Annotated in this window: 15 protein-coding genes; 12 read left to right on the top strand and 3 right to left on the bottom strand. The window is 39.5% G+C overall.

Annotated features, from left to right (window positions below):
* Positions 1 to 128: 128 nt before the first annotated feature.
* A complete protein-coding gene (locus J1E28_RS06635) occupies positions 129 to 710 on the bottom strand; it encodes a YceI family protein (protein WP_291028029.1) in 582 nt (193 codons plus the stop codon).
* Positions 711 to 914: 204 nt separating this feature from the next.
* Here J1E28_RS06635 and hemL point away from each other — a divergent pair, with 204 nt between their 5' ends.
* The 6 genes from hemL (at position 915) to J1E28_RS06605 (ending at position 6,398) form a co-directional block, all read left to right on the top strand.
* Positions 915 to 2,210, top strand: a complete 1,296-nt coding sequence (gene hemL, locus J1E28_RS06630; RefSeq protein WP_291028027.1) for a glutamate-1-semialdehyde 2,1-aminomutase — start codon at positions 915 to 917, stop codon at positions 2,208 to 2,210.
* 7 nt (positions 2,211 to 2,217) lie between these two features.
* On the top strand, positions 2,218 to 2,664 hold the full coding sequence (locus J1E28_RS06625) for an AtpZ/AtpI family protein (RefSeq protein ID WP_291028025.1): 447 nt from the start codon (positions 2,218 to 2,220) through the stop codon (positions 2,662 to 2,664).
* The gene (locus tag J1E28_RS06620; RefSeq protein ID WP_291028023.1) at positions 2,648 to 3,181 is read left to right on the top strand and encodes a hypothetical protein; all 534 of its coding nucleotides are present in this window, start codon (positions 2,648 to 2,650) and stop codon (positions 3,179 to 3,181) included. Before J1E28_RS06625 ends, J1E28_RS06620 begins: the two co-directional genes overlap by 17 nt.
* Before the next feature lie 47 nt (positions 3,182 to 3,228).
* Positions 3,229 to 4,437, top strand: a complete 1,209-nt coding sequence (locus tag J1E28_RS06615; protein WP_291028020.1) for a 2,3,4,5-tetrahydropyridine-2,6-carboxylate N-succinyltransferase — start codon at positions 3,229 to 3,231, stop codon at positions 4,435 to 4,437.
* Between the two features lie 75 nt (positions 4,438 to 4,512).
* Positions 4,513 to 5,619, top strand: a complete 1,107-nt coding sequence (locus J1E28_RS06610; RefSeq protein WP_291028018.1) for a hypothetical protein — start codon at positions 4,513 to 4,515, stop codon at positions 5,617 to 5,619.
* Entirely contained in the window at positions 5,619 to 6,398 is a 780-nt protein-coding gene (locus J1E28_RS06605) for a pseudouridine synthase (protein WP_291028016.1), read from the top strand. The genes J1E28_RS06610 and J1E28_RS06605 overlap by 1 nt, the downstream gene beginning before the upstream one ends.
* A gap of 97 nt (positions 6,399 to 6,495) precedes the next feature.
* Here J1E28_RS06605 and J1E28_RS06600 read toward each other — a convergent pair whose 3' ends face one another.
* The gene (locus J1E28_RS06600; protein WP_291028014.1) at positions 6,496 to 6,630 is read right to left on the bottom strand and encodes a hypothetical protein; all 135 of its coding nucleotides are present in this window, start codon (positions 6,628 to 6,630) and stop codon (positions 6,496 to 6,498) included.
* A 113-nt stretch (positions 6,631 to 6,743) separates the two neighbouring features.
* Positions 6,744 to 7,193 carry a DUF4156 domain-containing protein gene (locus J1E28_RS06595; RefSeq protein WP_291028012.1) on the bottom strand — a complete coding sequence of 150 codons (450 nt, stop codon included), beginning with the start codon at positions 7,191 to 7,193 and terminating at the stop codon, positions 6,744 to 6,746.
* A 152-nt stretch (positions 7,194 to 7,345) separates the two neighbouring features.
* Between J1E28_RS06595 and J1E28_RS06590 the strand changes: the two genes are divergently transcribed.
* The 6 genes from J1E28_RS06590 to J1E28_RS06565 all read left to right on the top strand — a co-directional run.
* Positions 7,346 to 7,531, top strand: coding sequence for a hypothetical protein (locus J1E28_RS06590; protein WP_291028010.1), 186 nt, complete (start codon positions 7,346 to 7,348; stop codon positions 7,529 to 7,531).
* A 233-nt stretch (positions 7,532 to 7,764) separates the two neighbouring features.
* Entirely contained in the window at positions 7,765 to 8,790 is a 1,026-nt protein-coding gene (locus J1E28_RS06585; protein WP_291028007.1) for a methionine ABC transporter ATP-binding protein, read from the top strand.
* Positions 8,783 to 9,493 carry a methionine ABC transporter permease gene (locus J1E28_RS06580; RefSeq protein ID WP_291028004.1) on the top strand — a complete coding sequence of 237 codons (711 nt, stop codon included), beginning with the start codon at positions 8,783 to 8,785 and terminating at the stop codon, positions 9,491 to 9,493. Before J1E28_RS06585 ends, J1E28_RS06580 begins: the two co-directional genes overlap by 8 nt.
* Positions 9,494 to 9,514: 21 nt before the next feature.
* Entirely contained in the window at positions 9,515 to 10,357 is an 843-nt protein-coding gene (locus J1E28_RS06575) for a MetQ/NlpA family ABC transporter substrate-binding protein (RefSeq protein WP_291028002.1), read from the top strand.
* A gap of 2 nt (positions 10,358 to 10,359) precedes the next feature.
* Complete coding sequence (locus J1E28_RS06570; protein ID WP_291028000.1) at positions 10,360 to 11,187, top strand: MetQ/NlpA family ABC transporter substrate-binding protein; 828 nt, start codon at positions 10,360 to 10,362, stop codon at positions 11,185 to 11,187.
* A gap of 251 nt (positions 11,188 to 11,438) precedes the next feature.
* Positions 11,439 to 11,909 (top strand): flavodoxin (locus J1E28_RS06565; protein WP_291027998.1); only part of this gene is annotated, 471 nt, incomplete at its 3' end.

Here is an 11,909-nt window from a genome sequence, read left to right as displayed (position 1 = left end):
CAAAGATTTTTGAGAATAATAAAGATAAGTTGAGAGGGAATAATTTTAGATGCTTTTTTAAGTCTAATCAAAGCGCGAATCTTAAAAAATCCGCGCTAAGTTTAAAACTTAAGCTTTAAATAAAAGCCTTATTTTACAGGAGCTTCAAAAGAGATTTCTACTTGGGGCCAAGTCAAACCTTCGTGTTCTACCGCCACCACTTTTTGCAAATTTGCACGAGCGCTTTCTGCATCAAAAACGCTTAAATCAAGTACACCTTTTGCAACAATCTTTTTTTCAACTTGCTTTTTACTACCGCTTGTTATAACTTCATATTGCATAGGCACTTTGTTTGTCTTGCCATTCATTGTTACACTTGCCAAAATCGTGCCTTTATCTTTGCCCTCTTCAACTTTATTGAAAGTTACTTTGATTTCTGTTTTTTTGAATTTACCAAAGAAAGCTTCGCGCACATTTTGGTTTTTAACTTCGTCATTAAGATTGACTTTTTTTGCATCAATCGTTGCTGTGGCGTTAGTAAGTTGAGATTCAATGCTTTGATTTTGATCTGGTGTGCCAAATTTGAATTTCACATCATCAAATGTCCCTGTTACTGCTGCTTTTGTAGGTGTCTTGAAAGCTGTCCATTTTACTTCTGCTTTAGAAGTATCAATTGTTGCCGCGTATGCCATACCACCCAAAAGAACCATACTTGCGATAATTCTTTTCATTGTGTCTCCTTTTACAAAAATTTAAAATGCGCTTTGAAGTATAATATAAAAAAACAAATAGTATTTGATATTGGTTAAGAGAAAAAACTACGAGCAAATAACGCATTTATGCCCCATAGAGAAAATGGGGATTTGTATTTACAATGATTTAAAAAGGGATTTGCTATAATGAAGTTTATTTTTGGGTAGCGCAAAGGATTACAAATGAATATTTTACAAAGTATTAATGATTTTAATGAGGCAAAGCAAGTCATTCCCGGGGGAGTAAATTCTCCTGTAAGGGCATTTGCTTCAGTGGGTGGCACACCACGATTTATCGCTAGAGGCAAGGGGGCATATATTTATGATGAGGATAATAATGCCTATATTGACTTTGTGCAAAGTTGGGGACCTCTCATCTTTGGGCACGCTGATGAATCCATAGAATCCGCATTGATGAGTGCAATCAAAGATGGATTAAGCTTTGGTGCGCCCACAGAAAAAGAAACAACACTTGTAAAGCTCATTATCTCCCTTACACAAAGTGTGGAAAAAATGCGCCTTGTCAATTCTGGCACAGAGGCGACAATGAGCGCGTTGCGTTTAGCAAGGGCATATACGCAAAAAGATGATATTATCAAATTTGAGGGTTGCTACCACGGACATTCTGATAGTTTGCTTGTGAGTGCGGGAAGTGGTTGTGCGACTTTTGGCACACCAAGCTCACCGGGTGTGCCAAATGATATATCTAAGCACACACTTGTGGCGCGATATAATGATATAGAATCTGTGCGCGCTTGCTTTGAAACAAGTAAAAATGTAGCGTGCGTGATTATTGAAGCTTTGGCTGGAAATATGGGCTTTGTTCCTGCAGATAAGGCTTTTATGCAGGATTTAAGAGCATTGTGCAATAAACATAATGCGCTTTTAATTATTGATGAAGTGATGAGTGGCTTTAGAGCAGGATTGCAGGGTGCGATTGGAATCTACAATGTAGAGGCGGATTTGGTTACTTATGGCAAGGTTATTGGTGGGGGTATGCCTTTAGCAGCTTTTGGCGGGAGAGCAGATATTATGGATATGCTCTCTCCTGTGGGGGGTGTGTATCAAGCTGGCACATTGAGTGGGAATCCTATCGCAGTAAGTGCGGGCATAGCGACTTTATGCCAAATCAAAGCCAATCCGCATTTATATGAGAATCTGCAGCATCTCGCTCAACATTTAATTGAGGGCTTAAAGGCTGCAGCTTTGGCACATAAAATCCCTTTGCAAGTGGATTGTAGAGGAAGTATGTTTGGCTTTTTCTTTAATAAAAAGGCGGTGAAAAATTTTGATGATGCTAAATGTAGCGATACAGAGATGTTTGCAAAATTTCATCAAAAAATGCTTCAAAAAGGCGTGTATTTTGCGTGTTCGCAATTTGAAACAGGCTTTATTTGTAGTGCGATGGATAAAAATCTCATTGATGAAGTGATTGCTAAAGCCAAAGAGGCTTTTAGCGAAATTGTGAATGAGGGATAAGAGAGCAATGAGCGAAAAAGAAAATGCGCCAAAGCAAGAAAATATGCGCGATGCGCAAATTTTAGAATCAAGTGCAAATACGCAAGATTCTAAGGATTCTAAAAGTGATGAGACACATAAGGAAATGAATGTATCTTATCAAAAGAGTGCAGAAAAATCTTCACAAGAAAAACCCACACTTGGTATTGTAGTGAGTGGGGCAAATGATTTGAGCGTGGGCATTTCTATCGTGGTGGCGGTGCTTTTGGGTGTGGGGATTGGCATACTTTTAGAGCGAGTGAGTGGGCAAAAATGGCTTTTTTGGCTTGGCGTGGTATGGGGCATTGCAGCGGCATTTTTAAATCTCTATCGTGCGTATAAAAGGGCGCAAAAAGAAGCACAAGAATTAGCATCGCATCCTCGTTATAGCTACAAGGGCGAAGATGATGAGGATAGTAATGGCAAATATTACTAGATTTGTATATGTAGGCATAGCTCTTGTAGGAATAATTGCGCTTTGTGGGGGAGCTATTGCCTTTATGCAGGGCGTAGAATCTCTGGCGAGTTTTGAGGTAGGATTTGTGGGCTTTGCGCTTGTGGTGGGAAGTTCATTTATCGCTTTATTTAAACGCGTAAAGGCAAATATGCAAGAAGAATCTCAAAAAAGTATGCCAAATGAAATAGCTAAGCAGCAAGAAAGCTTACGACAAAATAGCCAAGAATCCCTGCAAGAACAGAATCAAGAATTGCAAAAGGTGCAAGAAGAAGATAAAAATACACAATTTTCCACGCGCTTTGTGATAGGAGCGCAAATGAGTTTGTCATTTTTGCGTGTGGTAAGCTATGTGCTTTTTGGATTGATGATTATTTTGCTCCTTGAGCATCAGCTGATGTCACTTCAGTGGTTTTTTATAGGCTTAAGTGCGGCTATGGTGGTATTTGTTGCTCTAGGAGTGCAGGGCATAGCAAGGACAGGGCATACCAAAATGTAGCTTAGATACTATACAATAAGATTATTTCATTGATTTAAGGAGCAAAAATGGGTGTTGAAAAATTTAAAGCATTTGTCAATGAGTTTCAAAGCAAGGAAGAGTATAAAGCCCCTTTGGGCTTTGGTATCGCGCGGGTAGATATTGGCAAAAAATCTAAAGCTACGCTTTGTGCGACTTATCCGGTGCTGAATTGGCAAGGAGAGAATCTAGGCACTTATGCGGTGCTTTGCCAAAGCGCACAAGAAGCCGAGTTGATTGCTCAAAGTGAAAACGAGGCAGTGTATGGCATCAATCAAGCTTTTATAAAAAGAGCTTTGGAGCTTTATACGCCTTTTTTGAGCGAGGCTTTAGCAGATCCACAAACACATAAAAATATCCAAGTGATTTTAGAGCTTCAAAAACAAGCCAATAAAGGAAAACTTAAAGCAAAAGGTGGGAGGAGTCGCTATCGATTTTGTGTGATTTATAAAGATGAAAAATGCGAAAGTGTAGAATCTGCATATTTGAAGCTTCTTGCGCTTTCTTTAGGAAAAGCTCCTTTGCGCTCATTGCAGCTTGATGGAATTTTTGGGCTTTTGCAAAATGTCGCGTGGAGTGGCAATAAACCCTATGAGCTTGACTACTTACGAGAAAATGAAGTGCGCTTAAAAATAGAGGGCGAGTTTCCAAGTATTGATTTTGTAGATAAATTCCCTCGCTATTTGATGCAAGTTATTCCTCAATATGATAATATCCGCCTCCTTGATAGTGCAAAAACGCGCTTTGGTGCATATCTTGGCACAGGTGGTTATACACAAATGCCCGGAGCAAGCTATGTGAATTTTAATGCAGGAGCAATGGGCGCGTGTATGAATGAGGGGCGCATTAGCTCAAGCGTGGTTGTAGGTGAAGGCACAGATATAGGTGGGGGTGCGAGTATTTTAGGCGTGCTAAGCGGTGGCAATAGTGAGCCTATTAGCATTGGTAAAAATTGTCTTTTGGGTGTTAATAGCGCCACAGGCATTAGTTTGGGCGATGGTTGTATTGTCGATGGAGGTATCGCAGTGCTTGCTGGGGGCGTATTTTACATTAAGCCCGAAGAGGCAGAAAAAATTGCCGAAATTAATGATACCTTTGTTGTCAAAGAAAGCAATTTGTATAAAGGCAAAGAGCTTTCAGGCAAACACGGCATTCACTTCCGCTGTGATAGTCAAAGCGGTAAAATGATAGCCTTTAGAAGCAATCGTAAAATCGAGCTTAATAGCGCGTTGCATTAAAGATTCATAAAGTGGTATTATTTTTGCTTTCTAGCGTGTAGCTATAAGCAAATTTAGATAAATGAGGGTAAAGTAATGAGAGTAATTTTTGCGCTTATATGGGCTATGATGTGCGTTGTGGTGGTAAGTGTGGCAGAACCAGCGGAGAGTGAAGGCACACTCACTCAAGCACCTCAAGCAACTGATGCAACACCCCCAAATGCGCAAGATTCTACCCCCCCACCCACTCAAGATGCTACACCGCAAAATACACCTTCAGGGCTTTTAGGTGCTGCTCCTCTTACCCCTGCAAATCAAATTGGTGGCGCACCTATTGATAATATGCTTGAAAAAGTTAATCAATCTAATACTGCGCTTAAGTCGGCTATGGCTTTTGCAAGAGATGGTGATTATGAGAGTGCATTGGGACTTTTCGCACAATCTTGTGAGCAGGGAAATGCGGCGGGTTGCTTTGGCACAGGGCTTATTTATATGTATGGTGCAAATACAGGTATGCCTGAACCTCAAAAAGCAGTGCATTATTATTATAAAGCGTGTGTAGGGGGTGATGCGGTAGCGTGTGCAAATCTTGCAATGGCATATGATAATGGGCAAGGCGTTAAAGAAGATAAAGATCAAGCAGCACAACTTTATGAAATAGCCTGTCAAGGGGGAGATTCTCTAGGCTGCACAAATATTGGTTGGATGTATGCTAATGGTGTGGGTGTAAAAAAAGACTATCAAAGAGCATTGGCATTTTATGATCGCGCGTGTCAGCTTGGAAGTGATTTGGGCTGCTACAATCTTGGGCTTATGAGCAATACCTATAATATTTATGGAATGACAAAAGATAAAATGGGCTATGTAGAGATGAATTATGTCGCGTGTCAGCAAGGTGATATTGTAGGGTGTGGGAATCTAGGCTGGATGTATGCCACAGGCTCAAATGGTGCGGAGCAAAGCTACTATAATGCAGCAAAATATTTTACACTTGCTTGCGATAGTGGGCATATTCCAAGCTGTAATAATCTTGGTGTGCTTTATGATGGGGGCTTTGGTGTGAGACAAGATAAACGCAAGGCTATTGAGCTTTTTGGTTTGGCTTGTGATTATGGTTTAGAATCTGGTTGTAATAATTACTCACTAATGAAAACTAGAGGAAGTGTAAGCGCAGGGAATAGCTTTTTGTCTGGCTTGAAATAATGCGTCTTAACCAATACATCGCTCATCATAGTAGTTATTCTCGTAGAGAGGCGGATAAGCTTATACAAGAGGGGCGCATAAAGGTAGGGCGCATAAAGGTAGATTCTCATTATGTGCTTAAAGCCGGTGATAATGTGTTTATTGATGGGAAAAAGCTTGCCCCCAAAGAACATTTTACCTGTATTGTATATCATAAACCAAAAGGTGAGCTTGTGAGTAAAAGCGATGCTCGTGGAAGACGTGTGATATATGAGAGTTTAGGGGAGAAATTTAGGCATTTTAGATATGTAGGGCGACTTGATTTTGCAAGTGAAGGGGTGCTTATCCTCACAGATAGTGTGAGCGTGGCAAAAGCCCTTATGGAATCTCCCCTAGAACGTGGCTATATTTTGAAAATCAATGCACCTATTACCCAAGAGATAATACAGGCTATGCAAGAGGGCTTTGTATGCGAAAATGCGCGTAGAGGTGGGCATTATAAAAGCAACATTACATCTATGGATTTTGCACCTTTTAGCGCGTATGAGATTCTTAAAAATGATGCCAAATATAGCAGGATTAAAGTGCATATTACAGAGGGGAAAAATCGCGAATTGAGGCGGTTTTTTGGTGCATTTGGTGCGCAAGTGTTAGATTTAAGGCGCATAAGTTATGGTTTTGTGCATTTAAACGCCCTGCCCGTTGGTAAAAAACGATTTTTTACCAAAGATGAATATAAACTTCTACGAACATTTTTATATGAACAAGGCATACACACAACTTCTTATAATAAAAAATAGGCTTACAATTTTATTTTTTAAAATTTTAGAATCTCCTCACAATAAAGTATATCTTTAATTGTGATTAATCTAAATGATGCGCTAAAAGCGCAAAGCTCTAAAAAACATTGTAGGAAGTGAGTGGAATCCTATGAGCGATATATAAGGGGAGCAAGGCATATACTGCTAAGCGTGTATATCGCCGAGTGCGACTTCGCATTTGTGCATAGCTACTCAATCCAAACTTGCACATTTTAAGCCTCTTCCTCTTATAAAAAAAGAATCTAGAATCTTAGCAAAAAGAATCCTTATTAAATTAAGGAAGTGCTTATGTTTATCATAAGCACCTTTGTGAGAGTTATAAGGTTATTTTTCTCCACAATCAAAGACTTGAGCGTGAATCCTAAGGTTTTCAATGGCAGTCTTTTTACCCATAGTTTCGAGGGAGCAGTCAAATCGTCCGCTTCTTCCACCAAAGAATCCAACCTTGCTACATACCATTTTTTCTTTTGTGGGGGAAACCATTGCTCTTTTTCCGTGTGCAACATCAGCAGCAGTATTGCGCAAGTCATTGAGCGCACCTTCGCGGATTTGTTCATACGATGGGCTTATTTTACCCTCTGCATTATCTTTGCCCTCTGCCTCACCCAATAGTTTGCAATTATAGGGGGTGGTCTTAGCTACGGTTACGGTTCTTGCTCCTTTTTCAAGCTCTTTTGGCGCATAGGGCAAGGTTGGACCACAGCCTACCATTACTAAGCCAAAACCCAAAGCTATCGTAAATCTTTGAGCGTAGCGCATTCTTTTTGCAGTCATTTGAACTCCTTTAAAATATAGTTTCTCTATATAGAGGGCTACGATTCTAGGTAAAAAATACTTAAAATAGTCTTTTATTAGAAAATATTTACCTAATTTGATTTAAAAAAATTTTTATGTAGATTTAAACCCATAATACTTTAAGGGATGTGATGAAATATACACAGCAAGATATGGCGCGTATTATTGAGGTTACGCCAAAAACTCTGCGAAATTGGCGCAAGCATAAGCCAGAACTATATAAACGCGTATTGCTAAGTTTTAAATATGATGAGATTATTGCAGAGCTTGAGCAGCATATAAAAGAGCTACAAAACCTTAAACCAAAGGAAAGATAACAAATTAGCTTTTTAAAGTCTCATAAAGACTCTTACAAAATAAGGAGTGCAAAAACCTAGGTTTTTACCTACACTTTTCTTTATTTTTACATTGCAAAAATATGAATTTACATATTGTATTTTAAAAATTTTGTGATATAATTGCGCTTCTCTATAATAAAAAAGCAAAGATTCAAAAAGAAAAAATTGCAAAGGGATTTTAAGGAAGTTTAATTTTACAAGGAGAATAAAACGTGATAAGCCTCAAAGGCATTCAAAAAACTTACCCAAATGGTTTTGTTGCTCTTAAAAATATTGATTTGGAAGTAGAAAAGGGCGATATTATGGGAATTATTGGGTATTCTGGTGCAGGTAAAAGCACACTTATACGCATTATCAATCGCCTTGAAGAGCCAAGCGGCGGTGAGCTTAGAATCGATAATTTGGATATGCTTTCTCTTAATCAAAAGCAGCTTCAAGCACAGCGGCAAAAAATTGGTATGATTTTTCAGCATTTTAATCTTTTAAGTGCAAAAAATGTATTTGATAATGTCGCTTTTGCCTTGCAAATTGCAAAATGGGATAAAAAGGCGATTAAAACGCGCGTAGATGAGCTTTTAGAGCTTGTCGGTTTAAGTGAGCGGGCATCATTTTACCCAAGTCAATTAAGTGGGGGGCAAAAGCAGAGAGTAGCTATTGCAAGGGCTTTAGCAAATCACCCTAAAGTGCTTTTATGTGATGAAGCAACTTCAGCCCTTGATACCAAAACAACACAATCCATTCTTGCGCTTTTGCGCGAGATTCAGCAAAAATTAGGCTTAAGCGTGGTGCTTATCACACATCAAATCGAGGTTGTGCGTGCCATTTGCAATAAAATGTGTGTGATAAGCGATGGCGAGATTGTCGAACGCGGGAATGTGAGTGAAGTTTTTGCAACACCAAAGCATCATATCACACGCGAACTCATCTCATTTTTACCTCAAGATGAATCGCATATCATCTCGCATTTGGAAAACTTACACAATGTGTATCGCGTAATTTTTACGGGTTCTTACGCGCATTCTCCGCTTATTAGCCAAATGATACGAAACTTTGACATTGATGTAAATATTTTGAGCGGACATATTGATGAGCTTGCCACGGGAAAGGTTGGGCATTTGGTGCTTAGGATTGTTGCCACAGATGAAAAAAGAGATGAGGCGCTTGCTTGGCTTAAAGCGCAGGGCGTGAGCGTGATTGAAGCTAGTTTAAGCCAAAAGCAAAGGGTGAGCAATGCTTGAGATTTTAGATTTGTTTGAGCGGCAGTTTTTGCTTTTTTTGCGTGATATTTTTAGCGACCCTATAGCTTTTTCTCTCGCAAAAAGCGTATGTGAAACCATTTATATGGTAAGTTTTTCGGTGCTATTTGCCTGTGTATTTGGACTACCTTTAGGCGTGTTTTTAAGCGTGATTAAACCCTCTGGCATTATGGCAAATCCTCTTTTGTATAGAATCTTAGGCGGGGTTGTAAATATTGTGCGCTCTTTTCCTTTTATTGTGCTGATTTTTTTGCTTTTGCCTCTCTCTAAAATGCTTATTGGCACAAGCATTGGAAGCACGGCTGCAATTATCCCACTTGTAATTGCAGCTACGCCCTTTATCGCAAGACTTTTTGAAGGGGCGTTTGATGAGGTGGATAAAGGCTTAATCGAAGCTACGATGAGTATGGGTGCAAGCAGAATGCGTGTGATTTCGATGATGATTGGTGAGAGTTTGCCTGCACTTGCAAATGCTATTACTATTACATCAGTGAGCTTGGTGGGATTCTCCGCTATGGCTGGGGTTGTTGGAGCTGGGGGATTAGGAGATTTGGCTTATCGCATAGGTTTTCAATCTTTTAAACCCGATGTGCTTACTTATGCCGTAATTTGTATCATTATTTTAGTGCAAGGTATTCAAAGCCTTGGTGATTTTGTTGTAAAATCTCTACGCGCACATCGTTAAATCTAACATAAAAGGAGAAAAATGAGAAAGATATTGAAATTAGCTCTTTTTTTGAGCTTGGTTTTGGGTTTTGTAGCTTGTGGTGAAAATGGCGATAAAGCTGCAGCGGAGGCTACTTCAAATGAGCAATCACAAACAGAGATGAAAACGCTCAAGGTGGGCGCTACACCTGTGCCTGCGGCGGAGATTCTAGAATTTGTCAAGCCACAGATGTTAGAAAAGGGTATAGATATGCAGATTCAGACTTTCACAGACTATGTTGTGCCTGATGTATCTTTGGCAGAGGGAAGCAGCGATGCGAATATGTATCAGCATAAGCCCTTTATGGATAATATGAATGAGCAAAAGGGCTATAAGCTCGTGGCATTAGCCCCTATTTATGTTGTGCCACTTGGATTTTATTCACATAAGTTTAAGAGCATTGATGAGCTAGGAGAGGGCGCAAATATCGCTATTCCCGGTGATAGTTCAAATATGGCAAGGGCTTTTATTTTGTTGCACGATAATGGCGTGATAAAACTTAAAGACCCGAGCAATCTTAACGCCACAGAGCTTGATATAGTGGAGAATCCTAAGGGTATTATCTTTAAGCCCCTAGAGGCAGCATCTTTGCCTATGGTGCTTGATAGTGTTGATGGCGCAGTGATTAATGCAAACTATGCCTTGCAGGCAAAAATGAGCATTAAAGATGCGCTTTTTCACGAGAATGACAAGAGCGCGTATGTAAATGTGCTTGTCGCGCGTGAAGATAATCAAAACGATGAGCGCATAGGTGCGCTTAAGGACGCGCTTTTAAGCGAGGAGACAAGAGATTTTATCCTCTCAAAATACAAGGGTGAAATTATCCCAGCGACAAAGGAGTAAAAATGAAAAAATTAGGTATATTGTTATTGGCAGGATTAGCGTTTTTTGGCTGCGGCGATGAGGGTGAAAAAAATGAGGCGACAAGCTCAAGCACTGATACCCCACAGCAAGAAAAGGTGGTGCTTAAAGTAGGTGCTACGCCTGTGCCTCACGCGGAGATTTTGGAGTTTATCAAACCAGATTTAGAAGCGCAAGGCATTGATTTGCAAATTGTGTCTTTTACAGATTATATAACGCCAAATAGCGCGCTTGAAGATGGCTCACTTGATGCGAATTTTCATCAGCATAAGCCATTTTTGGATTCAATTAAGGCTGATAAAGGCTATAAGCTTGAGCCTATTGCGACTATCCATGTTGAGCCTATTGGATTGTATTCAAATAAGTTTAAGAGCATTGATGAATTAGGAGAGGGGGCGGTGATTGGGATTCCCAATGATCCAAGCAATGGTGGCAGAGCCTTGCTTTTACTTGAGGCAGAGAATCTTATCAAGCTCAAAGATTCAAGCAATCTTAACGCCACAGAGCTTGATATAGTGGAGAATCCTAAGAATCTAAAGATTAAGCCCCTAGAGGCAGCTCTTTTGCCACGCACTTTAGATGATGTCGATGCAGCAGTAATCAATGGAAACTACGCTCTTCAAGCAGGGCTAAGCAGCAATGATGCGTTAATTTTAGAGGGTGCGCAATCTCCTTATGCGAATATTTTGGTTGTGCAAGAAAGTAGAGTAAATGATGAGAATCTCCAAAAGCTCAAAAATGCCTTGCAGTCTCAAAAGGTAAAAGATTTTATCCAAGAAAAATACAAGGGTGAAATTGTCCCCGCATTTTAAGTTTTTTGAATCTGTGCCTAAGGCTGTTTTATAAATACTCGGGCTTTAGGGCAGATTCTAAGTTGTTTTTAGAATCTCTATTATTTTATTCTACCTCTTAACTTCCCTATCGTCAAATATGAGCAAAATGAGAAAGATTATATATTTAAAATAAAGATTATTCTTAATTTTAACAGAATATTTTACTTTCTATTATCTTTTGTGATATAGGCTACATTTCGATTTTAAATTTAAAAAATAAGGAGCAGTTTATGCAAAAAATTGGTGTATTTTATGGAAGTGATGGCGGCACAACACAAGAGATTGCCCAAAAGATTGCCGATAGTCTTGGCAATGCGCAAGTTTTTGATGTGGCTTCAAGCAAAGCCGATGATTTAAGCGCTTTTAGCAACCTTATCCTTGCTACTCCCACTTATGGCTCGGGTGATTTACAAGATGATTGGGATAGTTTTCTCTCCGGCATCAATGAAAGCGCATTTGCAGGAAAAACAATCGCACTTGTAGGTTTAGGTGATCAAGAAATTTATAGCGATACTTTCTGCAATGGCATTGCTCATATTTATCAAAAAGTATCAAAACAAGGCAAAGTTATTGGGCAAACAAGCACAGATGGCTATACTTTTGATAATAGCGATGCAGTAGTGGGTGGCAAATTTGTTGGCTTAGTGATTGATGAGGCAAATCAAGATGACAAAAGCGATGAAAGAATTAAAAATTGGATA

This window comes from Helicobacter sp. (genome assembly GCF_022511165.1).
In the GTDB taxonomy this organism is placed as follows: domain Bacteria; phylum Campylobacterota; class Campylobacteria; order Campylobacterales; family Helicobacteraceae; genus Helicobacter_C.
The sequence above is the reverse complement of the archived record's forward strand: the minus strand, read 5'-3'. Positions and strand labels throughout refer to the sequence as shown.

Excerpts from the sequence above, each read along its gene's own strand:
- J1E28_RS06635 (WP_291028029.1), bottom strand. The coding sequence starts at position 710 with ATGAAAAGAATTATCGCAAGTATGGTTCTTTTGGGTGGTATGGCATAC.
- hemL (WP_291028027.1), top strand. The coding sequence starts at position 915 with ATGAATATTTTACAAAGTATTAATGATTTTAATGAGGCAAAGCAAGTC.
- J1E28_RS06625 (WP_291028025.1), top strand. The coding sequence starts at position 2,218 with ATGAGCGAAAAAGAAAATGCGCCAAAGCAAGAAAATATGCGCGATGCG.
- J1E28_RS06620 (WP_291028023.1), top strand. The coding sequence starts at position 2,648 with ATGGCAAATATTACTAGATTTGTATATGTAGGCATAGCTCTTGTAGGA.
- J1E28_RS06615 (WP_291028020.1), top strand. The coding sequence starts at position 3,229 with ATGGGTGTTGAAAAATTTAAAGCATTTGTCAATGAGTTTCAAAGCAAG.
- J1E28_RS06610 (WP_291028018.1), top strand. The coding sequence starts at position 4,513 with ATGAGAGTAATTTTTGCGCTTATATGGGCTATGATGTGCGTTGTGGTG.
- J1E28_RS06605 (WP_291028016.1), top strand. The coding sequence starts at position 5,619 with ATGCGTCTTAACCAATACATCGCTCATCATAGTAGTTATTCTCGTAGA.
- J1E28_RS06600 (WP_291028014.1), bottom strand. The coding sequence starts at position 6,630 with ATGTGCAAGTTTGGATTGAGTAGCTATGCACAAATGCGAAGTCGCACT.
- J1E28_RS06595 (WP_291028012.1), bottom strand. The coding sequence starts at position 7,193 with ATGACTGCAAAAAGAATGCGCTACGCTCAAAGATTTACGATAGCTTTG.
- J1E28_RS06590 (WP_291028010.1), top strand. The coding sequence starts at position 7,346 with ATGAAATATACACAGCAAGATATGGCGCGTATTATTGAGGTTACGCCA.
- J1E28_RS06580 (WP_291028004.1), top strand. The coding sequence starts at position 8,783 with ATGCTTGAGATTTTAGATTTGTTTGAGCGGCAGTTTTTGCTTTTTTTG.
- J1E28_RS06575 (WP_291028002.1), top strand. The coding sequence starts at position 9,515 with ATGAGAAAGATATTGAAATTAGCTCTTTTTTTGAGCTTGGTTTTGGGT.
- J1E28_RS06570 (WP_291028000.1), top strand. The coding sequence starts at position 10,360 with ATGAAAAAATTAGGTATATTGTTATTGGCAGGATTAGCGTTTTTTGGC.